Origin of the sequence: Microbulbifer sp. YPW1, assembly GCF_013367775.1 — a bacterium.
Lineage (GTDB): Bacteria > Pseudomonadota > Gammaproteobacteria > Pseudomonadales > Cellvibrionaceae > Microbulbifer.
In genome coordinates this window covers 2,760,684-2,786,022 of sequence record NZ_CP055157.1, presented here as the reverse complement: position 1 = coordinate 2,786,022, position 25,339 = coordinate 2,760,684, and the positions used below count along the sequence as shown (strand labels likewise).

Below are 25,339 nucleotides of genomic sequence, written 5' to 3'. Positions count from 1 at the left end.
CCCATCCGGTTTCTGTAACGGAGAGGAGGTTTTCCCATGCTCTGGCTCTGCATCCAGTTCCCACAGCTCCCCCTGGAAGCGCTAACCCGTGCCCACCGGGCCGGAGACCAGACCCCGGTTGCCGTTTCCCAGGGCAACCTGATCCAGGCTGCCAATGCTGCCGCCCGCACCCACAATGTCTGCGCGGGCCTCACCATTCCCACCGCCTGCGCCTACTGCCCGGCCCTGGAGTTACTGGAGCGCGACCGGGAGCGGGAATCCCAGCTGTTGCAGCAGCTGGCCCAGTGGGGCTACAGCTTTACCCCGGTGGTTTCCCCCCGCGGCGGTGTTTCCGACAAAAACGGCCATGCGCAGGCAACACCGGGCGACGATACCGCCTGCCTGTTTCTGGAGTTGAGTGGCAGCCTCAAGGCCAGCGGAGGCCTGGCGCCCCTGTTGCAACAATTGCGCAAGGAACTGCACAAGATGCGGATCCAGCATGTCATGGGACTGGGCCACAGCCCCAGCGCCGCGCACCTGCTCAGCCAGCTGCCGGAACACCGCCAGTGGCTGGCAGAGGCCCGGGCCGCCGCCACACCGCAGCAATGGCGTCAGTGGATAAGTTTTGCCCCCAGCAAACTGCTCGATTGCAACAACAAGGCCATTGCCAAGCTCTATGCCAGTGGCATCAAGCGCGTCAGTCAGCTGCTCGCTATCCCGCTGTCGGAGGTGGGCAATCGCTTCGGCCGTGGCTTTATCGATTACCTCGCCCGACTCAATGGCACCCGTCCGGACCCGGTACCCAGCTACCAGCCACCGCCGGAATTTCACAGCGAACTCTTTTTTTCCAGCCCGCTGGATAACAGCGAGCAACTGCTGTTCCCCGCCGGGCGCCTGGTACGGGAACTCTGCCGGCAACTCCAGCGCCGCCAGCTCTACAGCCAGCAACTGCGCTGGGTTCTCGATTACGGCAGCCGGGGCAGCCAGGAGGTCAATGTGGAAATCTCACGCCCGCAACTCGATCCACAGCGGCTGATCGCCCTCACCAAGCTGCAACTGGAGCGCGTGGAGCTGCGGGAGCCGGTTCAGGCCCTGGCACTCAAATGCCAGCAGCTGCGCTCACTGGAGGCCCAGAGCCTGCGCGAAGATTTCTTTGACGAAGGCAGCAACCCACACGACAGCTATCAACTGATCGACAAGCTCAAGGCCCGGCTCGGGCACCAGGCGCTGTCCGGGGTGACCCTGCAGGAAAGCTACCTGCCGGAGCAGGCCTGGAGCAGCGCGGACAGCCTCAGCCTGCAGAGCAGACCCCGAGGCCATCAGCTGAACCCGATCAATGCCCCCCGCCCCAGCTGGCTGCTCCCCCGGCCAGACAGGGTGCAACAGCGCAATCACAAACTGTTTTACGACGGCGAGCTGCAATTGCTACAGGGGCCCGAACGCATCGACGGTTACTGGTGGCAACACCGCCGTCACGCCCGCGACTACTACATCGCCCGCAGCGATCAGGGCAGCCTGTACTGGGTCTATCAGGACCTGACTTCGGAGGACTGGTTCCTGCACGGCGTGTACTCCTGATCGCCCCGATAAATACCGTACCAATACCCCACAGCCACAACACTTTGCATGCAGTACGCAGAACTTTTCTGCCAGAGTAATTTCTCGTTTCTCCAGGGCGCTTCCCACCCGCAGGAACTGGTCAGTACCGCTGATCAACTCGGCTACAGTGCCATCGCCATCACCGACGAGTGCTCCATGGCCGGCGTGGTGCGCGCCTATGCAGAGCTGGAAAAACTCAGGGCCACGGGCAGCCGCCTGCAGCTGATCTGCGGCAGTTTGTTCCGCCTGCCGCAGGATCGACAGGAGCTGGTTTTACTCGCCCCCGACAAAACGGCCTACAGTGAAATCTGCCAGCTGATTTCCACCTCGCGCCTGCGCGCCGAAAAAGGCCAGTACCAGACCTTCCTTCAGGATATTGTCCGCTTCTGCAGGCACGCTCTCTGCCTGTGGCTTCCGGGAGATGCCACGCTGGAAATACCCGCCGCGCTGAAACAGCATTTCGGCAAGCGCCTGTACATCGCCCTCAACCACCAGCTGTTACCCGGGGAAAACCGGCAACTACAGCGCTTGCTCGCATTTGCCGAGTCCCAGCAATTACCCATCGTGGCCACCAATGCGGTGCTGATGCACAACCGGAGCCGCAAACCGCTCCAGGATGTGCTCAATGCCAACTTCCATAACTGCACGCTGGAACAGCTCGGCTATCGCCTGCAACAGAATGCGGAGCGCTATCTGCGCACCCTGCCAGAAATTGCCGCGCTCTATCCACAGGAGGCCATACAAAACACACTGAAGATCAGTAGCGAATGCACTTTCAGTCTCAGGGAACTGCAATACCAGTATCCCTCAGAGGTCCTCGCCGCGGGCAAGGGCGCCAGTGAATATCTACGCGAGCTGGTCGAAACCGGCAGCGCAAAACGCTGGCCCGAAGGGCCGCAGGCACACATCCGCCAGCAGATCGAAACCGAACTGGCGTTGATTGCCGAACTCAAATACGAGCACTATTTCCTGACGATTTACGATATCGTGCAGCACGCTCGCGACCAGCATATCCTCTATCAGGGACGCGGCTCGGCGGCCAACTCCGTGGTGTGTTATTGCCTGTTTATTACCGAGATCGACCCGCACAAAATCGGCCTGCTGTTCGAGCGGTTTATCTCCCGCGAACGCAACGAGCCGCCGGATATCGATGTCGATTTTGAACACGAGCGACGCGAGGAAATCATTCAATACATTTACCGGAAATACGGCCGGGAACGGGCCGGGCTCGCGGCAACAAAAATCACCTACCGGTTCAAGAGTGCCTTGCGGGATATCGGCAAGGCGCTTGGCCTGGGGGCGGCAACCATCGAACGCCTCCAGGGCGGGCGCGCCTGGTGGGATACCCTGGAGGACTTCCCGCAGCAGATGCAAAGGGCCGGTATTCCTGCGGATGGCACCGCGGGCAGAATGCTTCCCACCCTGCTCGAACAGATCTACGGCTTCCCACGGCACCTGTCACAGCATGTAGGCGGCTTCGTGATTACCGAGCAACCCCTGAGCCAACTGGTGCCCATCGAGAATGCGGCGATGGATGAGCGCACCATCGTGCAGTGGGACAAGGAAGATATCGAAGACCTGAAACTGATGAAGGTCGACATTCTCGCCCTCGGCATGCTCACCGCGCTGCGTAAATCCCTGACCTACATGGCCCTGTACGGACAGCGGATGCAATTGCGCGACATCCCCACGGAGGACCCGCGCGTCTATGGAATGATGTGCAAGGCAGACACCGTTGGTGTCTTCCAGATCGAGTCCCGGGCGCAGATGAGCATGCTGCCGCGACTGCAGCCGAGCACCTTTTATGAACTGGTGATCGAAATCGCCATCGTCCGCCCCGGTCCGATCCAGGGAGGCATGGTGCACCCCTACCTGCGCAGAAAGCAGAAACAGGAACCGGTGAGCTACCCCCATGAAAACCTGCGTCCGGTACTGGAGCGCACACTGGGCGTGCCCATATTCCAGGAACAGGTGATCAAACTCTCCATGGTGGCGGCAGGATTCAGCGGCGGCCAGGCCGACGCCCTGCGCCGCGCCATGGCCAGTTGGGGAAAAAACGGCAACCTGCTGCAGTTTAAGGAAAAACTGGTTAACGGCATGCTGCAAAACGGTTACCCGCACAATCTGGCAGAGCAGCTGTTCGAACAGATGAAGGGTTTCGGCTCCTACGGTTTTCCGGAGTCCCACTCTGCCAGCTTTGCCCTGCTCGCGTATTTTTCTGCCTGGATCAAGTACCACCATCCGGCCGCTTTTTACTGCGGTCTGCTGAACAGCCAGCCCATGGGGTTTTATGCACCGGCGCAGCTGGTGTACGACGCCCAGCGCCATAACGTGAAAATATTGCCACTGGATGTGAACCACAGCGGCTGGCACCACAGCCTGGCTCTAGCAGCGAATAAAGATGGCAACGGGCAATCCCATCCTGCGGCTAGCCCCGCGATCCGCCTGGGAATGCGTCTGATAAAAGGACTCGCCGAGGAATCCGTGGACGCGATAGAAACGGAAAGGGTACAGGGCAACTTTCAATCCCTGGAGGAGTTCGCCCAGCGGGTTGATATTCCCTCCCAGCAGAGTGCGATCCTGGCCCACGCCAATTGTTTTTACAGCATTGTGGAAAACCGTTTTCAAAGCACCTGGCAGGCATTGAACAGTCAGCTGGAACACGCCACACCGGCACAGCATCAGCCAGAAACCAGCCAGGAAGACAATATTTACAGCGACTATCAAAGTACCGGTCTGACCCTGCGGGAGCACCCGATCATGCTGCTGCGCAAGCAGCGTCGCTTTACCAACCTCACCCGCGCCTGCGACCTTGAAGGACTGAGAGATGGCGACAGAATCAAGGTGCTCGGCCTGGTTACCTGTCGCCAGCGTCCAGGCAGTGCCGCCGGTGTATTGTTTTTGACACTGGAGGATGAAACCGGGGTGATCAATGTGGTGCTGTGGAAACAGGTTCAGGAGCGCTATCGCGCAGAGATTCTGCGTGGGAAAATTCTATTGATCGAGGGCAACCTGCAGATCAGCCGGGACGCGCAGCAACAGAAATATGCGGTTATCCATCTGATTGGGAAAAAACTCGACAGTCTCACCAACAAGGAAATTCAGCATGTGCGAAGTTTCCACTGAGGCAAGCGGGCAATAAAAAAGGCCCCACAGAGGGGGCCTTTTTTGCAAACAGCGCGAATCAGAATTCGGCGCTGGCTCTCAGGTACCAGAAGCCACCATTGAAACCAAACGGTGACGTCAGAGACTGGCGCACACCGAGGAACTGCAACGTCGGGTCTGCTTCGTCATCCGGACGAACATCGAAAATATTTTCACCACCGAGGGAGAGCTTGTAGTTCTCCTTGAGAGTGATCGTGGTTTCGATGTCGACCAGAATATCACCGCCATAAGAGGATGCGTCGGAAGCATCGCCCGGGCCAAACAGGCCGAAGGTGCTTTCCCAGCCGCTGTAGCGGTTGAAACGCAGGTAGCCGTTGAACAGGTCACCGGAGTCGTAGTCGAAAGTCAGGGTCGTGCGATCACTGGGCACCTGGTTTTCCAGGTCAAATACACGCGATGCGTTGATGGTATCAGGCGCAACTTTGGTCACATCCTGCTTGTTGTGATTGTGGCGCAGGTCAACCACCAGCAAGCCACCGGCGAGATCAAAGTCGCTGGTCACCGCCAGATCGATACCCGACACATCGGAATCAAACGCGTTGACGAAGTAGTTGGCGTTGCTGTTTTCCAGCAATGCGGCATTGGTCACTCCGGCATTTTCCAGTAATGCAACTTGCGCAGCACCGATGGTGTTGTTGCGCAGTGCAAGACGGTCCTCGATTTCGATGTTGTAGTAATCGATGGTCACGCTGGTGTTATCCAGCGGACTCCACACCGCACCCAGGGTAAAGCTGGTGGACTCTTCCGGGGTCAGTTCCTTGGCACCCAGTGCCAAGGCCACCGGATGATTTACCGGATAGGTCCCGTTGGGAATCAGGTTGCCATCGGAGTCCGAAGTGGTAGTTACGTTGAGGGTATTCACCTGCCCCGGTGTCGGCGCACGGAAGCCGGTATTGGCGGTACCGCGCAGGGCAAAGTTCTCGGTGAAGTCGTAGCGCGCGGAAAGCTTCCAGTCGAAAGTGGAACCAAACTCTTCGAAGTTTTCAAAGCGCAATGCCGCGCCCAGCAGCAGCTTGTCGGTAACGTCTGCCTCCAGGTCTACGTAGGCTGCCGAGCTTACACTGCTGTACTCACCAGCCGCTTCCACCGGGAACCCCTGGAAACCATCGGAACCGACGCCGAATTCAGAAGCGGTCGGTCCCACAGCGATGGAGGCTTCATCACCGGCACCGATTTTGTAGGTTTCATCCCGCCATTCCATACCGAACGCCAGGTTGAGCGGTGTAGCGAAAGCCGCAACATCGATCGGCTTAACAAAATCCGCATTGACACTGGTTTCGGACTGGGTAAGCGTGCCCGGCTTGAACGTCAGCGGTGAGTTGATCCCCAGGCTCGGGTTGATGGAGTTTTCCAGCACGTAGGAAACTTCGTTCTCGGCACTGCGCGCGCGCAGGTCCCAGCTAATGCCATTGGCCCACTCACCGCGAGCGCCGACCACCGCCGAGAAATCGGTGATGTCCGCACCGAACGCCGGGTTATAACCACCGGGGAATTGCGTATAGATCGGGTTTCGCAGTACGAAGCCACTGTCGCTGCCACTATCTGCTACCAGATAATCGGCGGGGTTCAGCCCCTGGGCGATAATATCGTCCACCAGGGACTGGGGCGCGTCGTCCGGAATAAAGTCTCCATCCGCATCTGCCTGCAGGGTGTCACGGGCAGTAAACTTCTCAGAGGGATTCAGCACCGGACCGCGATAGAAGAAATCGGAAATGGTTTCGTTCTTGGAGTAACCCAGGTTGCCGTACAGCTCGGTGGTGTCGTTCAGTTCATACCCGGTGTTCACGAAGAGCTTGAGCGCCTCCACTTCCGGGTCGCCCCAGCGCTGGCCAAGTCCATCCAGTGGCACCTTGTCTTCACCCACAATACTACCGACAAACTCTGCGTCCGGGCGCGCACCACCGCGCCAGGTTTTATCCGCTGACGAGTGTTCAATGGTGGCATTCAGGAAACCCTGATCGCCCAGTGCAAAACCGCCGTTGGCAGCCAGTGATGTGCGGGCGCCGTCGCCATCGAAGTACTCACCGGTCTGCGCAGACAGGGCGAAGCCTTCCGCATCATCTTTCAGGATCACGTTAACCACACCGGCAATGGCATCAGAGCCATACTGGGCCGAGGCTCCGTCGCGCAGCACTTCAACCCGCTCGATGGCCATGGACGGCAGCGCGGCAAAATCTACCGCCTGGGCGCCCTGGTTAGTAGTGCCCAAAGGCGCCAGCTGCAGGTTGACCAGAGCGGAGCGGTGGCGACGGGTGCCATTGACGAGTACCAGGGTCTGGTCCGGCGACAGGTTGCGCAGGGTCACGGGACGGATAAATGCGGTGCCGTCAGCGATGGGGAAACGCTGGGTATTAAACGAGGGCGCTACCTTGGCCAGGGATTCAGTGAGATCAAAACTGCCCTGATCGGAAAACTTGTCGCCGCCGAGCACATCCACCGGCGACAGGGTCTCGGTAGGCGCGACGCCCTCCTTACGGGTACCGGTGGTGATGACTTCTTCCATCACGCCCTGATCCGCCGCAGGTGCCGGTTCGGCTTGCTGCTGGGAAAACGCCAGTGATGCCGGCAATGCGGTAGCTGCCGCTACCGCCAGGGTCAGCGCCTTGATTCTGAATTCTCGCATAGTTATCCGTCCTATTATTTTTATGAAATCGGGACCGATAGATCGATTTTGGTCGCGTCACGCAAACTATCGTGACCCAATTTTCATTATTGTTTTCATACTCTAAGCCGCACCAGAGTAGGGCAAATTATGGTACGCATCAATAAATGGTGCACAGAATGAATTGAGCGCCAAAAGAAAACAAAAACACGCCTTACCTACCCTCTAATCAGGGGATAAGCATTTGGGGAAATGGGGGGATTCTAGACAACCATCCCAAGATAGAGCGGTGGGGCGAGGTCACGCCCACCGGCTCAGGGGTTTGGCGAATAACCGATGTGAAACTTCAACGCCTGAGCGCAGTCTCCTCAGCCGAAGTCCTGCTTTTCCATCCAGGGAATAATCCGCTCAAAGGCGCGTTCGATGTTCTCAATGGACGTGGCATAGCTGAAGCGCAATGCGTTGCGACTGCTTTCACCGAAGGTATCCCCGGCGATGGTACAGACACCGGTTTCCCGCAACAGGCGCAGGGCCACGTTATTGCCGTTGACGCCCTCTGGCAGGGCGGGAAACATGTAGAAGGCCCCGTCGGGCACATACCCTTCCAGAAATGGTGTCTGGTCTACCAGCTCTACCAAACGGTTGCGTCGCTTCTTGTAGGTAGCGACCACGTCGGTAACAAAGCTGCGATCGCCCTTTAACGCGGCAACGCCCGCCCACTGGCAGGGAGTGTTGGCCACGGTGGTGGTGAACATGTGGTAGCGCCGCAGTTTGCGAATGGCGCCCTGACTGGCAATCAACCAGCCAATACGCATACCCGCCATACTGAAGGTTTTCGAGAAACTGCTCATCACCATTACATGGTCGAGATCGGAGCAACACGACAACACACTGGCGTAGTCCCGGTCATCGTAAATCAGGTGATCGTACACCTCGTCGCTGATCACATAGATACCCCGGTACGCGGCCTCCTGGACGATCGTCTCCACCGTTTCCCGCGGATACACCGTACCGGTGGGATTACTGGGAGAATTGAGAATGATCGCGTGGGTATTGCTATCGATCGCGTCGATCACCTCCTGGGGATCCAGCTGGTGATTGTTCTCCGCCCGGGTGGGGATATATTTCACCTCACCGCCATTCATGCGGATCAGCGGTGCGTACAACATGAACGAGGGATCCGGCACGATAAATTCCCGCCCGGGGGCGGACACTGCGGTAAGTGCCAGATAAATAGCCTCGGTGGCCCCGGTGGTAATCAGGATATTTTCCGGTGAGATATAGCGGCTGGAGCGCTCACTGTAATACTCCGCCAGCGCATCGAGTAATTCCGGCAGCCCCGCATCCATGGTGTAGCCGGTCTGCCCCGCGTGCAGGGCATCCACCGCCGCATTCACCACGTGTGGCGGTGTCGGCGCGTCGGGCTGGCCAATGGAAAGATGAATCACATCGTTCATGGTCGCCGCGAGGTTCACCATCTTGCGAATCCCCGGCACCGGAATGGTCAACAGCGCCGGATTCCAGACCGGATCTTCCGATTCGTAAAAGTCAAAATCCAGTCTGCTCATGCTTCGCTGTCCTCCGCGGCATTCTCTGGCGAATTCGCATAGAACAGCTGCGGGCGTTTGTCGGTCAGGGGGGCAGCGAGCTGGTAGGCCTGGGCTGCACGCAGCACCGCCACATCGTTGTAGCGCGCCGCGACCAGTTGCAGGCCAATGGGCAAGCCCCCGGAAGAAAAACCACAGGGAACAGAAATACCCGGCTGACCGGTAAGGTTGAACGGATAAGTGTACGGCGTCCAGGAAGGCCAGCGGGTACTCGGCCAGTCCTGGGGTACCTCGCGCCCGGCCTCGAACGCAGTAATCGGCAAGGTGGGCGTCAGTAGCAGATCATATTTTTTATGGAACATGGCCATCCGCTCACACAGGGCCATACGCTCGTTGACTGCCTCCAGATAATCCAGCATGGAAAGACGCGCGGCCTTCTCCGACACCGCCACCAGTTGGGAGTCCATCAGCATGCGCTGCTTTTTGCCGATATTGCGCAAGGCATTGGCGGCGCCACCATAGAAAAGATGGCCAAATGCAGCGAGCGGGTCGTCGAAGCCCGGTGCAACCTCCGTCACCTCGGCGCCGAGGGACTGCATCAGCTGTGCCGCCTTGCGCACGGTTTCTTCCACTTCGCGATCTACCTGCACATAGCCCAGAGTTGCGCTGAAAGCGATCTTTACGCCCTTGAGCAACTGCTCCGGCTCGCCCTGGATTTCTGCGAGGTAATCGATATTGCGGCGTGGAATGGCATTGGTATCGCGGCAATCCGGCTCTGTGAGTACATTCATCAGCAATGCACAGTCGGCCACGGTCCAGGTCATTGGGCCGGCATGGGCCAGGGTACCGAATGGGCTCGCGGGCCAGTGTGGCACTTCGCCAAAACTGGGCTTCAGGCCCACCAGTCCGCTGAACCCGGCGGGAATACGGATTGAGCCACCGGCATCGGTACCGAGCGCGAGCGGCCCCATCCCGAGAGGCACTGCGGCGGCGCTGCCACCACTGGAGCCACCGGCGGTTTTGGAGGGATCCCAGGGATTGCGGGTAACACCATCGACAGGGTTGTCGGTAACCCCCTTCCAGCCAAACTCCGGTGTCGTGGTTTTACCCAGGGGCACTGCGCCGTTGCGATTGAGCGCCGCCACGCTCGGCGCTTCCTTGCCGAGGGTGGTTTTAGGATCGATGGTCCTTGACCCTTTGATGGTGGGCCACTGGGGAGTGAGGAATACATCCTTGATGGCAACGGGAACTCCGTCCAGCGCCCCGCGGATTTCTCCAGACTGGTAACGTTGCTCGGATTCCCGCGCATATGCGAGCGTGGTTTCTTCGTCGACCAGGTTATACGCGTTGACAGCCGGGTTACAGCGTTGAATCTGCTCCAGCATACTCTGCGTCGCTTCGACAGGAGAAAACTCCTTGTCCCGATAACCTTGTAAAAGCTCTAGCGCAGTCATACGAACGAAGTCATTCACGATCGCTTTTCTCCCTATTTTTTTAGATAGCTGTGCTTTCCCCCTATCCTAGACCTATTTCGCGCCTTATCGCGCTTTTCCCATAAAATACGGGTTGAACAGTACGCCCCGATTATCAAGACATCAGGCAATCGGCTCTGGCATGGCGATACCGGTCTCATCGGCGAGCTTGTGCAGGTCCTCTACAATGGAGGGGTACAGCTGTACGCCCTCCGCCAGTTGTGACTGCCGCAATCCCCAAGCGCGCTTGCCAGGAACACGCACCGGCTCATTGCCGTCGCTTTCGCAGGACTCCCACAACTGCAGTAACGCTGCTGTCTGCCTTAAAAATGCATTTTCCGCGCCAAATGCTCTCGGATCGATAACCTGCAGAAAAACCGAGTTGGCTTCATCGTCCTCGTCAACTTCATCTGCACGACCGTATCCAGATAGTCCCATAGATAGAATTTCAAACATTGCCGACAATGCTGCGCCCTTGTAGCCATGATCGGCACCACCCACCGGCAGAATACTGCCACCCTGTGCAAATGCCGCAGGATCATCGGATAAATGTCCATCGGAGTCTTTCAAATACGGTTGCGAAAGTTTTTTTCCTTCACGCGCCGCGCGCGCTACGTAGCCACCGGCGGTAACCGACATACTGATATCAAACAGCAGCGGATAGTCCGTCGCCGGAGCGCAGAACGCTATGGGATTGGCAGAGAATAGCGGCGTCTTGCTACCCTGCGGCGACACAGTGTGTTCCGCAGGTGTGGAACAGGTAAGGATTGCCACACAATTTTTTTCGATGATTTTTGGCAGATAGGCTGCAAGACAGGCGATGTGCTGGCTTCGCCTGACGGTTGCGGTAACCACGCCGTGTTCTTCAACACGTGACAGCGCCTCGTCAATTGCTCTACTAATTACCCAGGGACCGGGAAGAAATTCTGCATCCCAATTAAAAATGTTTCCGCGATCTGCAAGTAGGTGCGGCTCTCCACTTATTCTCGAGGCGCCATTTCGCAACCAGCTGAGATTGCTGGCTACACGGTTGAGGCCATGGGTGGTAAAGCCCATCAGGTCGGCTTGCAGAAAGGTTTCCGCCATCACGTCTGCACGTTCGCGGGCGAGGCCGGCGTTGACGAAGATATCACTGGCAAACTGTTTCAGCGCTTGTGCCGGGTATCGGGTGGACATGGAAATTCCCCTATCTTAATTTTCGGTTCGCGGGCTCAGTGGTCGGAAACCTTGCCCCGCATGGATTTGATCTGCCCGCGACGGGTCTTATGCTTCAGCCGGCGCTCTTTGGAGCCGCGTGTGGGTTTTGTAGGTACACGTTTTTTCGGGGTTTTAAGCACACTGGAGATCAACGCCTGCAGCCGCGCCAGCGCATCGTCCCGGTTTTTTTCCTGGGTGCGGAAGCGCTGGGCCTTGATCACCACAACGCCGTCAGCGGTGATACGCTGGTCCCGCAAAGCTAGCACACGCTGCTTTATTTCTTGCGGCAGACTGGAAGCCGCAATATCAAAGCGCAGGTGGATCGCACTGGATACTTTATTGACGTTCTGGCCACCCGCACCCTGCGCACGCACGGCACTGAGCTCAATCTCAGACTCTGGCAACTGGATCTGGTTAGAAATAATCAACATGAAAAGCTCTCTGGTTATTCGTACAAAGCCTAACCCGATCCATCGGCTATGCTCAAATTGTCCGGCGTGAAATTCGCCCAGACGCACCTTGCCTGAACACTGTGCAAATAGACTGAACGATTAGCAACTCCGGGAAACTCTGCGGATGGAAAAATCCAAAAATCTAGACCAGGCCCACTTCAATCCACCGGTATTTTACGCCGCGACTGCCGCCCTGTTGCTGATGGTTGCCTACGCGGTGCTGGCGCCGGACCACGCAACCAGCACCTTCAAGGCGCTGCAATCCTGGGTTGTGGTGCACATGAGCTGGTATTACGTTCTTGTAGTAGCGATCATCCTGATCGGCACAATCATGATCGCCTTTTCCAAGTTCGGCGAAATCAAGATGGGACCGGAGCACGCGGAGCCCGATTACGATTACCTGTCGTGGTTCGCAATGCTGTTTTCTGCGGGCATGGGTATCGGCCTGCTGTTTTTCGGTGTCGCGGAACCGGTCATGCACTATCTGCAACCGCCGGTGGGGGAAACTGGCACCGTCGAGGCGGCCCGTGAAGCCATGGTGCTCACTTTTTTCCACTGGGGTTTCCACGCCTGGGCGATTTACGCCATCGTAGCCCTGATTCTTGCCTATTTCAGTTACCGCCACAAACTGCCGTTGACCCTGCGCTCGGCGCTCTATCCGATGATCGGCGAGCGCATCTACGGCCCTATCGGTCACGCCGTCGACGTATTTGCGATCGTCGGTACCGTCTGCGGTGTCGCAACCACCCTGGGATATGGTGTGTTGCAAATCAACTCCGGCCTGAATCACCTGTTCGGTCTACCCGTAGGGCCGGGTGTTCAGGTCGTACTCATTATTGTCACCACCATTCTGGCCACCATCTCGGTAGTACTCGGCCTGGACGCGGGGATCAAACGACTTTCGCAAATCAACATGACGCTCGCAGCGATCCTGCTGATCATGGTGCTGCTGCTCGGCAGTACCGTTTATCTGCTGCAGGCATTCGTGCAGAATTTTGGCAGTTACATGTCAGAAATCGTGAACAAGACCTTCAACCTGTTTGCCTACAAGCCCACCGACTGGCTGGGTGGCTGGACCATCCTGTACTGGGGCTGGTGGATGTCATGGTCACCGTTCGTTGGGCTGTTTATCGCGCGGATTTCCCGCGGGCGCACCATCCGCGAATTCGTGGTCGGTGCCATGATGGTACCGGCACTGGTCACCATGCTGTGGATGACTTTCTTCGGCAACTCTGCCATTCATATGATCCTGAATGAAGGACTCACGCAGCTGGGAGAGATAGTCGCCCAGGATCAGTCGGTGGCCCTGTTCCAGTTCCTCGAGCAGTTTCCGTTCTCCGCGCTATTCTCTTTTGTCGCGGTGATCATGGTTGTGGTGTTTTTTGTCACCTCTGCAGATTCCGGCGCACTGGTGGTCAATATGCTGTCTTCCCACGGGCGCGATGACACCCCCCTGTGGCAGAGGATTTTCTGGTGTTTCCTGATCGGTGTGGTCGCAATCGCCCTGCTGCTGGCCGGCGGCCTCGGCTCCCTGCAAACCGCAGTGATCACCAGTGCACTGCCGTTCTCTGCGATTCTGCTCGTTGCCATGTACGGGCTGATAGCCGCTTTGCGCACGGAAACGGTCAAGCGGATTACCCAGTCGGCCATCGTTGCCCCGATCAGCGCGCGCAACCCGGTGGTGTGGCAACGACGCCTGAAAAACGCCCTGCAACTGCCCTCACTAGAGGAGGTGCGCGAGTACATTAGCAATACCGGCAAACCCGCACTGGAAGAGTTTGCCGCAGAAATGCGCAAGAATGGTTATGAGGCCAAGGTGACGGAGCACGAAAACCAGTTCGTGCAGATTGAAGTATTCCAGGGCGATGAGGTCAGCTTTGTCTACGGTCTCCACCCGAAGGCCACCATCAAACCCGATGCCAGCAATCCGGAGCAGGAACTGGACGATACCTTCGATGACGGTTCACCCGATAAATACTTCCGCGCCGATGTGCACCTCTTCGAAGGTGGCCAGGATTACGATGTCATGGGCTGGACTGCAGAGCAGTTGCTGACCGACATGGTGTCGCAGTATGAACGACACCTGCAGTTCCTGCACACCTTGCGCTAGGGTTGAGATGTTTACGGCGTAGCAACAAAAACCCAAATTCACAGATCTGGCCAGCCCAATGAAACTGCGCACAACCAACGACGGCAAAGCGAGATTTGATCCGCCGGTGTTCTACACCTCTACCGGCGTATTACTGCTGCTGGTGGCCTACGCGGTTCTGTTTCCGGAAGATGCCACCGCGCGTTTCCAGAGTATGCAGAACACCATCGTCACCTATATGGGCTGGTACTACGTACTGATTGTGGCCATCCTGCTGGTTACGGTGGTGCTGATCAGCATGTCGCGGCTGGGCGACATCAAGCTCGGACCTGAGCACGAAAAGCCCGAATACGGTTTCTGGTCCTGGCTGGCAATGCTGTTCTCTGCCGGCATCGGTATCGGCCTGCTGTTTTTCGGCGTTGCAGAACCGGTGATGCACTACCTGAACCCGCCGGACGCCGATCCGGGCACAGTGGAAGCCGCGCGCGAGGCAATGATCCTGAGTATATTTCACTGGGGTTTCCACGTGTGGGCCATTTTTGCCGGCGTGGCGCTTATCCTCGGCTATTTCAGTTATCGGCATAACCTGCCACTGACGCTGCGCTCCGCGCTTTATCCCATGATCGGTGAGCGTATACACGGTCCTATCGGCCATGCGGTGGATGTATTTGCGATCGTCAGTACCGTGTGCGGTGTTGCCACCACGCTCGGGTTCGGCGTGCTGCAAATGAACGCCGGTTTGAATCACCTGTTCGGCATCCCGGTGGGGGAGATCACCCAGGTTATCCTGATTGTGGTGACCACCTCTCTGGCCACCATTTCAGTTGTGGTCGGGTTGGATGCGGGCATCAAGCGGCTGTCGCAACTGAATATGGGCCTGGCGGCCCTACTCTGCCTGACTATTCTGGTGCTGGGCAGTACCGTATTTCTGTTTCAGGCGTTTGTACAAAACGTGGGAAGCTATCTCTCGGTACTGGTCAATCGCACCTTCAACCTGTACGCCTACGCGCCCACCGACTGGATCGGCGGCTGGACGATTTTCTACTGGGGCTGGTGTCTCAGCTGGTCGCCTTTTGTGGGGCTGTTTATCGCGCGGATTTCCCGCGGGCGCACGATTCGGGAGTTTGCGGTGGGCACTCTGCTGATGCCCACGCTGATTACCATCGTCTGGCTGACCGTATTCGGCAACTCCGCGATCAGGTTCATCAGGGATGAAGGCCTGCAATCCCTCGCGGATATCATTCAGAAAGACCAGTCCCTGGCCCTGTTCCAGTTTCTCGAGCAATTCCCGTTTTCCCAGGTACTTTCCGGGCTCGCCATCATATTGGTGGTGATATTCTTTATCACATCTGCGGATTCCGGCGCGATGGTAATGAACATGCTATCGTCCCACGGTCGCGACGATACCCCGATATGGCAACGCATTTTCTGGTCGGCCATTATCGGCGTGGTGGCGATTGCCCTGCTGCTGGCGGGCGGTCTCGCTTCACTGCAAACCGCCGCCATCGCCAGTGCCCTGCCCTTTTCCATCATTCTGCTGGTGGCCATTTACGGATTGATCAAGGCCCTGCGCATGGACTCCGCCAAACGCGATGCGCAGTCCGCCCCGGTTGCGCCGATCAGCGCGCGCAACCCGGTGTCATGGGAGCGTCGTCTGCGCAACCTGGTCCAACTGCCCTCACTACAGGAAGTGCACGAATATATTCGCGAAACCGCAGAGCCCGCCATGGGCAAGTTTGCGGAGCAGATGCAGAAAAACGGTTTTGTGGCGAAAGTCAGCGGAGAGGAAAATGCGGTGGTCCACCTCACCGTCTACCAGGGTGAGGAGGTGGACTTCCTGTACAGCATCTACCCCAAGGCCCATCTGAAGCCCAATGCATCCAACCCGGATACGGTCCTGGACGATACCTGCGATGACGGCTCCCCCGACATCTACTTCCGTGCAGAAGTGCACCTCAGTGAGGGCGGACAGGATTACGATGTCATGGGTTGGACCAGCGATCAGCTGCTTACTGACATACTCTCCCAGTACGAACGGCACCTGCAGTTCCTGCACTCCCTGCGCTAAGCCAAGTGGCGCAACCACCGCACAATCTCCTTCTTTTCTGGAGGAGATTGACGCCATTTCCCGGGTAAATGTTTCAAAAATACCCGCCTAAAAAAATGTGACCAGCTAGGCACAATTAGTTTCGACTTTCCGTTCACTCTCCAATTTGCGTCAGTTAATATCGGACAGATCCCGGTTATTCCGGGACTTTTAGCGACATAACAATAACGACGCGCGCACCAGATAAGCATCGATAACAAGTGGCTAACGGCCGCCAAAAGCACAGTGCGCAGCGATGAAAGGAGAAAAACATGCCCAACGCCAAGCGCAGCCTGGCGGCAGCCATTGCCCTCGCCTCCCTGACATGCGGACTAAACGCCACCGCGGCAGCGGAAGACTCCCCTTTTTCTCAAGTGATCGCCTTCGGCGACAGCCTCACCGACGTGGGCAATGCCGGCGTATTCACCAGCGGTGAAGACAAGCAGGCGGCCATCAGCCTGATGTCACAGAACCTGGGCCTCGGCCAGGTAGCCCCTTCCTGCGCGGGCATGTACCTGTGCCTGCCAGATGTCGATCCCTCACTCCCGGAAGACCAGATGCTCGCCTCGGCACAGGCACAAGTGCGCGCGGCACTTCCCAACGTGGGCGGAGGCTGGGCGGTAGGTGGCCACCGCGCTGCGGACGTCCTGCTGAATATTCTCGGCACCCGCGGCTATATGAATTACCTGAACGAACAGGGGCTCACCCTGGACACCAACGCGCACAACTTTGCCAGCGCCCTGTTACCAGACCCCACCCGCACCACCAGTACCGGGCTTTACGCCGATCTGAACCTGCTGGGCCTGTTACTGCAAGGGCCCGCCGCAGTGGCTGAACTCCGTGCCGCCGCCGCGCAGGCGGAAGCTGCCGGTGACCCCACCACCGCAGCACAGCTCAATGCGCAGGCCGATGGTCTGCAGGCACAAATTGATGCCGCTCCCGCAATGATCGTTGCCGACTCCGGAATCACCGGCAATCCCCATCCGCTGGGGCTCGGCTACCTGGAAGCCAGCAGCGGCCGCGCTGACGGCAAGGCGCTTTACTGGGTGAACGGCGGCGGCAATGATCTGCTCGCCGGGTTTACCGCAACCCTGAGCGGCGGTATCACTGCGCAAGAGTTTGCCGCCCAGTCCGGTCTCGCCGCCAATATGCTCGCCGATGGCGCGCAGGCGCTGTCCGATGCCGGCGCCAACTACATCCTGGTCGCCAACGTGCCGGATATCAGTCAAACCCCGGGCATGTTCGCCGCCGTCAGCCAGGCCGTTGCCGCGAGCCCGGAAGCCGCGCAGCTCGCCAACGCCGTGGCCGCCGGTCTCATGACCCAGGACGAGGCCGACGCCCAGCTGGCAGCCGCGATAGACACCACCCTCGCTCAGGCCAGCGGTGCCGTAACCCTGTTCAACAACACCCTGCTGTCCGATGCCGGAAACATCGACGGAGTGCTGATGGTGGATATGCAAGGCATTCTCAAGGTCTCCCTCGACAATGCCGCGGCGCTGGGCTTTTCCAGCGAGTTTGACCAGAGCACCCTGTGTTACGAAGGCGGCAGCTGTATCGAGCACCCGGTATACGGAAAAAATGGCACCGCGCCCGATGCCGACCAGTTGATTTTCAATGATGCGGTACACCCCACCCAGGCCGCACAGCGGTTGCTGGGCGATTACTATACGGCGGTGGTTAGTGCCGCGCAGATTGCCGGCCAGCTCCCCGATATGGGCGTGCAGGCATCCCGCAGCCATGTAACCGCCCTGGAGGAAGGATTTGTCGGCACTCGCTACCGCACCGCGGAAACCGGGGTATTTGTCAGCGGTGTCTTCGGCAACAGCGATTACGACAACAGTTTTGCCCAGGCAGCGAGTGGCGATGCAACTGGAAGCCTTCTCGGTGCTGGATATGCACTGCGCGATAACTGGCAGCTGGGTTTCGCGGTAAGCCGATCAGACCTTTCCCTCGACAATAGCCAGAGCAATGTGGATTCCACCTCCACCAACTACAGCATCTATACCCGCTTCCACTACAACGAGTTCTTTGTCGACGCCAGTGCGACGGTGACCGACGTGGAATACGATCGTATTGGCCGACAGTTACAGCTCGGAGACCAGTTCAGCGATACCCTGGAAGGCCAGACCAGCGGTGAAAACACCACCCTGGACCTGACGGGAGGTATCAATATCTCCGGTGGCGAATCCCGCTACGGGCCCTTTGCGGGCGTGACCAGGGTCACTGCGGACGTGGATGGCTACAGCGAAGATGCATTGGACGGATTTACTTATACCGGCGCCGACGGCAGCCAGATGGACCCGTTCGGGATGAACTTTGGCAGCCAGGAGCGCCGCTACACCACCATGCGACTCGGTGCCTTTGCCGACAAAGCCTGGGGTAATGTGAGTGCCTACGCACAGTTGTGGTATGAAGATACTACCGGAACCGAAAACGATTCCCTGGAAGTGGGCGTCAAATCCATGACCGGTAACATGAACGCCATGCCGAGCTACGCCAGCAAGGACATGGGCCTGTTCGAAGACGGCGCCGGTGCGCTGGTGGGTCTGCGCTGGCAGGCGGCGAATGCCATTGCGGTAAGCGCCAACCTCACCTCACGACCGAGCTCCGAACACGGCTCACTCAACGTGACCTATCGCTTCTGATTGCCACCGCAATCTGCTAGCGACAACCCCTACTGCACGCCCACTTCGGTGGGCGTTTTTGTTTCCAGCCACCGAGACGCTGCTGACGGTGTACACTCGGCACATTCGTTTCAACCAATACGCAATTCATGTACCTGATCCAGACACCGCGCCTGAGACTGCGCGAACTGACCGATAGTGACTCTGATGCAGCGTTTACCCTTGCACTGGTAAACGACCCGAGCTTTCACCAGTTCATCGGCGACCGCGGTGTGCGCACGCTGGAAAATGCCCGCAGCTATATCGAGCAAGGGCCCCGGGCCATGTACCGCACCCACGGCTTCGGTATGTACCGGGTAGAACTGCAGGACGGTACGCCGGTAGGACAGTGTGGATTGATCCGGCGCGATGGGCTGGACGACGTGGATATCGGTTTCGCTTTCCTGCCCACCTATCGCGGCTGCGGCTACGCGTTCGAGGCCGCTTCGGCGGTGATGGACTGGGGAAAACAAATCCTCTGTCTGGAACGTATCGTCGCCATCGTATCGCCGGAAAACCAGGACTCCATTCGCCTGCTGGAAAAGCTTGGCCTGCGCTACGAGAGAGACATCACGCTACCCGGCGATGATAAACCTATTTTACTGATGGGCTGGCAAGCGCAAGAGGATTGATCTCTAAAGCAACCGCTGCCGTTAAAAGCCATGTTGCTGTTAACAACAGCTACCGAGTAAGAAAGTTGCTGGACATAAAAAAGGCCGCAACCGGTCACCCGGCTGCGGCCTTTTTTATTTACACAGGTCCCTTCAGTGTGCGCTGGCCTGGCCGGCGCCCTGCGGGAAGCGGATGCTCTCCACCATTTCCTGCACTTCACTGGGCGCTTCGCGAGTGACTTTCGCCACGGCGATGGCGACTGCGAAGTTGATGATCATACCCAGGGTACCGATACCTTCCGGCGAAATACCAAACAACCAGTTATCCGCGGTATTGGCCGCCGGGTTGATGAACTTGAAGTACACGATATAAGCCGCGGTAAACAGGATACCCGACAGCATCCCTGCAATCGCCCCTTCCTTGTTCATGCGCTTGGAGAAGATCCCCATGATGATCGCCGGGAAGAAGGACGACGCCGCGAGCCCGAAGGCAAAGGCGACCACCTGCGCCACAAAGCCCGGTGGATTGATCCCGAGATAACCGGCAATACAGATCGCCACGGCCGCTGCAGATCGCGCATACAACAGCTCCTGCTTCTCGGTAATACGTGGCATCAGGTTGCGCTTCAACAGATCGTGGGATATCGAGGTGGAAATCACCAGCAGCAGGCCCGCCGAAGTGGACAGTGCCGCAGCCACACCGCCGGCAGCCACCAGCGCAATTACCCACGCAGGCAGGTTGGCAATTTCCGGGTTGGCCAGCACCATGATGTCGCGGTCCACGGACATTTCATTGCGCTCGTCACCGGAGTAGAACATCTTGCCGTCGGCATTTTTGTCTTCCCAGGAAATCAGGCCGGTTTCTTCCCAGTTGCTGATCCAGCTGGGGGCTTCCGCATGGGCGGTACCCTGGCCATCCGGGCCGTTGATGGTGTCGATCATGTTCACCCGCGCAAAAGTGGCGATGGCCGGTGCGGTGGTGTACAGCAGCGCAATAAACAGCAGCGCCCAACCCGCAGATTTACGCGCGTCGCGCACTTTCGGTACGGTGAAGAAGCGCACGATCACATGCGGCAGACCCGCGGTACCCACCATCAGCGCAGCGGTAATAAAAAATACATCGATGGTACTTTTTGTGCCCGAGGTATATTCCGCAAACCCGAGTTCGGTCGACAGCCCATCGAGTTTATCCAGCAGGTAGGTACCATCAGACAGCATGCCACCAAAACCGGTTTGCGGCAGCACATGGCCGGTCATCATGATGGAGATAAATATCGCCGGTACCATGTAGGCAAAAATCAGCACGCAGTACTGAGCCACCTGGGTATAAGTAATGCCTTTCATACCACCGAGCACCGCGTAGAAAAACACCACGCCCATACCGATGACCACGCCGGTGACGATATCCACTTCCAGGAAGCGGGAGAACACCACACCCACACCGCGCATCTGCCCTGCCACATAGGTGAAGCACACGAAGATCGCACAGATCACTGCAACGGTACGCGCCGCCTGGGAATAGTAGCGGTCACCGATAAAGTCCGGCACGGTGAACTTGCCAAACTTGCGCAGGTAAGGCGCGAGGCACAGGGCCAGCAGCACATAACCGCCAGTCCAGCCCAGCAGATACACGGTACCGTCGTAACCCATAAAGGAAATCAGGCCGGCCATGGAAATAAACGAGGCTGCGGACATCCAGTCGGCCGCAGTGGCCATACCATTGGCCACCGGGTGTACACCGCCACCGGCCACGTAGAAGTCATTGGTGGAACCGGCGCGTGCCCAGATGGCGATGCCGATATACAGCAGAAAAGTCGCACCGACGATCAGAAAAGTAAGTGTTTGCACATCCATGATCAGTGACCTCCCTGCAGCTGCTGCGCTTCGCCGGCAACGTCGGATTTACCCGCAGTCTCGGCCACGTCATCGTCTTCGTAAACGTCATACTTGTGATCCAGCTGATTCATTTTGTAGACGTAGACAAAAATCAGGGCCAGGAACACATAAATGGCGCCCTGCTGGGCAAACCAGAAGCCGAGTTTGAAACCGCCCATGCGGATCTGGTTCAACTCCTCGACAAACAAGATCCCGCAGCCGAAAGACACCACAAACCAGATCACCAGCAGGGTGAACATCAACTTCAGGTTTTCTCGCCAGTAATCACTGGCGAGCTGCTTATTCTTGAAACTCATCGTTTTCTCTCCTCAATTATTCTGGAATTATCGGATTGACGTTGAATCTGTGGTGCACCGCTGGAGTACATCCCAGTTCAGAATACATATTTCACGGACAGTTGCATGCGCTGCATGTCCCCCTCGTCGTCAACCAGCAGCCCGCTGGCGTTCTCAACCTCCTTTCTGGCAAAAATATACTCACCACCCAGGGTCATCTTGGGTACCGGTGAATACATCAAATTCAATTGCAGGCTCTGATAGGAAGACGGCGTAGTGTCGGAAACCAGCCCCGGGTTATCCGCCTCGGTGGCGGAGAGCACCAGGTTGCTGCGCCACTGTTCGCTCCAGAAGTGACGCAGAGCGACAAAACCACCGTGCTGATCGATCAGCTCGATGTCCCCGTCGACGGGATCGATGATACCGGCGCGGTAACTGTTCAGCCCCAGGTAGCGGCCGAGGGCATTACCGTAACTGTACATAAAACGCAGGTCGTCGCGCCCCAGCTGCCATTTTCCGGAGAGGCTGATAGCGTAACCCTGTTCCGATTCAGAGACATCTGCACCCTCATAGGCCAGCTCGCGACTCATGGAGGCAACGGAGTAATTGAGGTCGCCGATACTGTTGTTGTAACGCAGGATCAGGTCCGGGCGGCTGTTGTCGTCATAGGGGTTTTCCGCCCCGTTGTACAGGGTGGTAGCCGGATTCTCTGCAGCGAACTGCAAGCTGCCACTGCCAATGCCCTGGGTATAGCGAATCTGTGGCTGGCGTTCAAAAATGGTACCTACCGGGCCAACAAAGTCCAATCCCTCTGGCAGGGCGCCCACATTGAAAAATGTCGACCACGACTGCCCGGCAAGTAGTGAACGGTCGCCATCGATTTTCCAGTCTACATAGGCGTGGCGCAGCCGTTGGGCGTAGGAGTTACTGATACGCTCATCGCCCTGGGCACCGGCCATGGCATCGATCTCGATATGGGTAGTCACCCTGCCCGCGCCCATTTCGGTGGACGACTTGAAAAACAGCCGGGTGGATTTCGCATGAGCGTTGTAGTGCACATCACCGCTCTCGCCCCTTTCCAGACCACCAACAGGGATGGTGGACGGCACCAGAAAGTCTTCACCAATGGCCGCAGTGGCACCACTGCCATCGGAATAATCACTGAAGATACTGTCCAGTTTGACGTAGCCGCCTATCTGGATATTGGTGTTGCCGAATGTGGGGGACTTGCCCGGTTCCGGGTTTTCAATTTCAACCGGGCGCGCGGCGAGCGCATCCACCTGTGCCTGCAATTCTGCGATCCGCTGCTGCAACTGGGCTGCGGTCACTGCTTCGGTTTCCGCTGCCAGGGTGGGCAGGGTATTCACCATCGCTGCCAGTGCCACCGCACCGGCCAGTTTGCGGTTTTTTATTATTTTCACCGTCATCACTATTGTCCTTGCCGTTGTTTGCCATTTGGGGATAACACAGGTCCTAGCAAACAACGTCATGGATATTCGGGGTATTAACCATTGGTCTAAATTCGGGGTTTATTTAGACCAATGTCTATGCCCGGGAATATTACCCGGCGCGCACAGCCACTGCCTTTCGACTTTTGTCTAATACGTGCTGTTGTAAGCGCGGTGACAAAATACCCCCAACAATCGAAACACCAATAAATACAGCATCGATGAAGAGGGCCGGTCCGTGACCAGTACAAGTGAAACCTACCCCGTACCCAACGCCTACGCCGCCAATACCCTGTTGGACGAAACGCGCTATTTCGAGCTTTACAATCGCTCCATTGAAGATAACGACGGTTTCTGGCGCGAGCAGGCACAGCGCATCGACTGGATCAAGCCTTTCAGTCAGGTAAAAGATGTGTCTTTCGCCAAAGACGACCTGCACATCCGCTGGTTTGCCAATGGCAAACTGAACGTGGCCGCCAACTGTCTCGACCGCCATCTGGCGGAGCACGGCGACACTACCGCCATCCTGTGGGTGGGAGATGAACCTGGCACTTCCCGCGAGATCAGCTACCGCGAACTGCACCGGGATGTATGCCGTTTTGCCAACGGCCTGAAAAGGCTCGGGGTACAGAAAGGCGATGTGGTGACCATCTACATGCCGATGATCCCCGAGGCCGCGGTGGCGATGCTCGCCTGCGCACGGATCGGCGCCGTGCACTCGGTGGTATTCGCCGGGTTTTCTCCGGAGGCCCTGGCCGGGCGTATGGACGACGGTAAATCCCGCACCCTGATTACCGCCAACGCGGGCCGTCGCGGCGGCCGCTCGGTACCGCTGAAACAGAATGTGGACCGGGCAGTGGCCCTGTGTGAAGAAACCACTGTGGAAAACGTGGTGGTGGTCAATTACACCGACGATGCGTCCGACTGGAACCCTGCGGTTGATCGCGACTACGCCGAACTGGTGGAGGCACAGAGTGACGACTGCCCCGCAGAAGTGATGGATGCGGAAGATCCGCTGTTTATCCTCTATACCTCCGGCTCTACCGGTAAGCCCAAGGGCGTCCTGCACACCAACGGTGGCTATATCACCTATGCCTCCATCACCCACGAGTACGTATTCGATTATCGCCGCGGCGAACGTTACTGGTGTGCAGCGGACATTGGCTGGATCACCGGCCACAGCTATATCATTTACGGCCCACTGGCCAACGGCGCTACCACCGTGATGTACGAGGGCGTGCCCCACTACCCCGACGTCACCCGGGTATCGCAGATCATCGACGATCACCAGATCAATATTCTGTATATCGCCCCGACTGCGATCCGCGCATTGATGGCCGAGGGCGACAAGCCGGTGGCAGGTGCCGACCTGAAAAGCCTGCGTCTGCTGGGCACCGTGGGGGAGCCGATCAACCCCGAGGCGTGGAAGTGGTATCACCGTACCTTCGGGCGCGGCCAGTGCCCGATTGTGGATACCTGGTGGCAAACGGAAACCGGGGCCGCCATGCTCACGCCGCTGCCCGGTGCCACGGCACTGAAACCCGGCTCCGCCACCCGCCCCTTCTTCGGCGTTCAACCGGCGCTGGTGGACAATGAGGGCAATATTCTCGAAGGCGCCACCGAGGGCAACCTGGTGTTACTGGGCAGCTGGCCGGGACAGATGCGCACCGTGTTCGGCGATCACCAGCGCTTTGTCGACACCTACTTCAGCACCTTCGACAACATGTACTTCACCGGCGACGGTGCACGTCGCGACGAAGACGGCTACTACTGGATCACCGGGCGGGTTGACGATGTACTCAACGTATCCGGTCACCGCATGGGCACCGCTGAGCTGGAGAGCGCGCTGGTGGCCCACGAGGCCGTCGCCGAAGCCGCGGTGGTGGGTTATCCACACGACATCAAGGGCCAGGGAATCTACGTCTACGTCACCCTCAACAGCGGTATCGAGCCCAGCGAAGCCATGCATACCACACTGCGCAACTGGCTGCGCAGCGAGATTGGCCCCATCGCCACACCGGATGTCATCCAGTGGGCGCCGGGCCTGCCGAAGACCCGCTCCGGCAAGATCATGCGTCGAATCCTGCGCAAGGTGGCCGCCGATGAGTGTGACCAGCTGGGAGACACTTCCACCCTGGCCGACCCGGGTGTGGTGGAAGACCTGGTAGCCAATCGCGCGGCGGCGACACTGGCCTGATAGCCAAGCGCGGGTTGGGCAACGTGCAAACGTTCCCGACCCGCAGAACCTTTCAGCACGT

At 58.1% G+C, this 25,339-nt stretch carries 15 protein-coding genes; 7 read left to right on the top strand and 8 right to left on the bottom strand.

The features are described 5' to 3' along the window. The first annotated feature begins 36 nt into the window (after window positions 1-36). Both HUW35_RS11420 and HUW35_RS11415 read left to right on the top strand, forming a co-directional pair. The gene (locus HUW35_RS11420) at window positions 37-1,557 is read left to right on the top strand and encodes a DNA polymerase Y family protein (RefSeq protein ID WP_181252449.1); all 1,521 of its coding nucleotides are present in this window, start codon (window positions 37-39) and stop codon (window positions 1,555-1,557) included. A 48-nt stretch (window positions 1,558-1,605) separates the two neighbouring features. Further along, on the top strand, window positions 1,606-4,704 hold the full coding sequence (locus tag HUW35_RS11415; protein ID WP_181252448.1) for an error-prone DNA polymerase: 3,099 nt from the start codon (window positions 1,606-1,608) through the stop codon (window positions 4,702-4,704). Window positions 4,705-4,762: 58 nt separating this feature from the next. Here the strand turns inward: HUW35_RS11415 and HUW35_RS11410 are convergent, their stop codons facing one another. The 5 genes from HUW35_RS11410 to arfB all read right to left on the bottom strand — a co-directional run bounded on the left by HUW35_RS11410 (window position 4,763) and on the right by arfB (window position 11,992). Beyond that, window positions 4,763-7,366: a TonB-dependent siderophore receptor gene (locus HUW35_RS11410; RefSeq protein WP_181252447.1), complete on the bottom strand. Its 2,604-nt coding sequence runs from the start codon at window positions 7,364-7,366 to the stop codon at window positions 4,763-4,765. 347 nt (window positions 7,367-7,713) lie between these two features. Then, the gene (locus tag HUW35_RS11405) at window positions 7,714-8,913 is read right to left on the bottom strand and encodes a pyridoxal phosphate-dependent aminotransferase (RefSeq protein WP_181252446.1); all 1,200 of its coding nucleotides are present in this window, start codon (window positions 8,911-8,913) and stop codon (window positions 7,714-7,716) included. Then, window positions 8,910-10,364 carry an amidase gene (locus HUW35_RS11400; RefSeq protein ID WP_219932539.1) on the bottom strand — a complete coding sequence of 485 codons (1,455 nt, stop codon included), beginning with the start codon at window positions 10,362-10,364 and terminating at the stop codon, window positions 8,910-8,912. The genes HUW35_RS11405 and HUW35_RS11400 overlap by 4 nt, the downstream gene beginning before the upstream one ends. 123 nt (window positions 10,365-10,487) lie before the next feature. Next, window positions 10,488-11,540: an Ldh family oxidoreductase gene (locus HUW35_RS11395; RefSeq protein WP_181252445.1), complete on the bottom strand. Its 1,053-nt coding sequence runs from the start codon at window positions 11,538-11,540 to the stop codon at window positions 10,488-10,490. A gap of 35 nt (window positions 11,541-11,575) precedes the next feature. After that, the gene (arfB, locus tag HUW35_RS11390) at window positions 11,576-11,992 is read right to left on the bottom strand and encodes an alternative ribosome rescue aminoacyl-tRNA hydrolase ArfB (RefSeq protein WP_181252444.1); all 417 of its coding nucleotides are present in this window, start codon (window positions 11,990-11,992) and stop codon (window positions 11,576-11,578) included. 145 nt (window positions 11,993-12,137) lie between these two features. On the opposite strand from arfB, the gene HUW35_RS11385 reads away from it, so the two are divergent. The 4 genes from HUW35_RS11385 to HUW35_RS11370 all read left to right on the top strand — a co-directional run bounded on the left by HUW35_RS11385 (window position 12,138) and on the right by HUW35_RS11370 (window position 19,483). Next, on the top strand, window positions 12,138-14,123 hold the full coding sequence (locus tag HUW35_RS11385) for a choline BCCT transporter BetT (protein WP_181252443.1): 1,986 nt from the start codon (window positions 12,138-12,140) through the stop codon (window positions 14,121-14,123). A 58-nt stretch (window positions 14,124-14,181) separates the two neighbouring features. Continuing rightward, complete coding sequence (locus tag HUW35_RS11380; protein ID WP_181252442.1) at window positions 14,182-16,170, top strand: choline BCCT transporter BetT; 1,989 nt, start codon at window positions 14,182-14,184, stop codon at window positions 16,168-16,170. Between the two features lie 290 nt (window positions 16,171-16,460). After that, window positions 16,461-18,833, top strand: coding sequence for an autotransporter outer membrane beta-barrel domain-containing protein (locus tag HUW35_RS11375; RefSeq protein ID WP_181252441.1), 2,373 nt, complete (start codon window positions 16,461-16,463; stop codon window positions 18,831-18,833). A gap of 128 nt (window positions 18,834-18,961) precedes the next feature. Continuing rightward, the gene (locus HUW35_RS11370) at window positions 18,962-19,483 is read left to right on the top strand and encodes a GNAT family N-acetyltransferase (RefSeq protein WP_181252440.1); all 522 of its coding nucleotides are present in this window, start codon (window positions 18,962-18,964) and stop codon (window positions 19,481-19,483) included. Between the two features lie 132 nt (window positions 19,484-19,615). On the opposite strand, the gene HUW35_RS11365 is transcribed toward HUW35_RS11370, so the two are convergent. From HUW35_RS11365 to HUW35_RS11355, 3 genes are all read right to left on the bottom strand, one after another. Then, the gene (locus HUW35_RS11365; protein ID WP_181252439.1) at window positions 19,616-21,316 is read right to left on the bottom strand and encodes a sodium:solute symporter family protein; all 1,701 of its coding nucleotides are present in this window, start codon (window positions 21,314-21,316) and stop codon (window positions 19,616-19,618) included. A 2-nt stretch (window positions 21,317-21,318) separates the two neighbouring features. Beyond that, the gene (locus HUW35_RS11360; protein WP_181252438.1) at window positions 21,319-21,654 is read right to left on the bottom strand and encodes a DUF4212 domain-containing protein; all 336 of its coding nucleotides are present in this window, start codon (window positions 21,652-21,654) and stop codon (window positions 21,319-21,321) included. A gap of 77 nt (window positions 21,655-21,731) precedes the next feature. Continuing rightward, window positions 21,732-23,054: a DcaP family trimeric outer membrane transporter gene (locus HUW35_RS11355; protein WP_255463248.1), complete on the bottom strand. Its 1,323-nt coding sequence runs from the start codon at window positions 23,052-23,054 to the stop codon at window positions 21,732-21,734. A gap of 265 nt (window positions 23,055-23,319) precedes the next feature. Here HUW35_RS11355 and acs point away from each other — a divergent pair, with 265 nt between their 5' ends. Further along, window positions 23,320-25,278: an acetate--CoA ligase gene (gene acs, locus HUW35_RS11350; RefSeq protein WP_181252437.1), complete on the top strand. Its 1,959-nt coding sequence runs from the start codon at window positions 23,320-23,322 to the stop codon at window positions 25,276-25,278. The last annotated feature ends 61 nt before the right edge of the window (window positions 25,279-25,339 follow it).

Coding starts and splice junctions, on each gene's coding strand:
- HUW35_RS11420 (WP_181252449.1), top strand. CDS start 37: ATGCTCTGGCTCTGCATCCAGTTCCCACAGCTCCCCCTGGAAGCGCTA.
- HUW35_RS11415 (WP_181252448.1), top strand. CDS start 1,606: ATGCAGTACGCAGAACTTTTCTGCCAGAGTAATTTCTCGTTTCTCCAG.
- HUW35_RS11410 (WP_181252447.1), bottom strand. CDS start 7,366: ATGCGAGAATTCAGAATCAAGGCGCTGACCCTGGCGGTAGCGGCAGCT.
- HUW35_RS11405 (WP_181252446.1), bottom strand. CDS start 8,913: ATGAGCAGACTGGATTTTGACTTTTACGAATCGGAAGATCCGGTCTGG.
- HUW35_RS11395 (WP_181252445.1), bottom strand. CDS start 11,540: ATGTCCACCCGATACCCGGCACAAGCGCTGAAACAGTTTGCCAGTGAT.
- arfB (WP_181252444.1), bottom strand. CDS start 11,992: ATGTTGATTATTTCTAACCAGATCCAGTTGCCAGAGTCTGAGATTGAG.
- HUW35_RS11385 (WP_181252443.1), top strand. CDS start 12,138: ATGGAAAAATCCAAAAATCTAGACCAGGCCCACTTCAATCCACCGGTA.
- HUW35_RS11380 (WP_181252442.1), top strand. CDS start 14,182: ATGAAACTGCGCACAACCAACGACGGCAAAGCGAGATTTGATCCGCCG.
- HUW35_RS11375 (WP_181252441.1), top strand. CDS start 16,461: ATGCCCAACGCCAAGCGCAGCCTGGCGGCAGCCATTGCCCTCGCCTCC.
- HUW35_RS11370 (WP_181252440.1), top strand. CDS start 18,962: ATGTACCTGATCCAGACACCGCGCCTGAGACTGCGCGAACTGACCGAT.
- HUW35_RS11365 (WP_181252439.1), bottom strand. CDS start 21,316: ATGGATGTGCAAACACTTACTTTTCTGATCGTCGGTGCGACTTTTCTG.
- HUW35_RS11360 (WP_181252438.1), bottom strand. CDS start 21,654: ATGAGTTTCAAGAATAAGCAGCTCGCCAGTGATTACTGGCGAGAAAAC.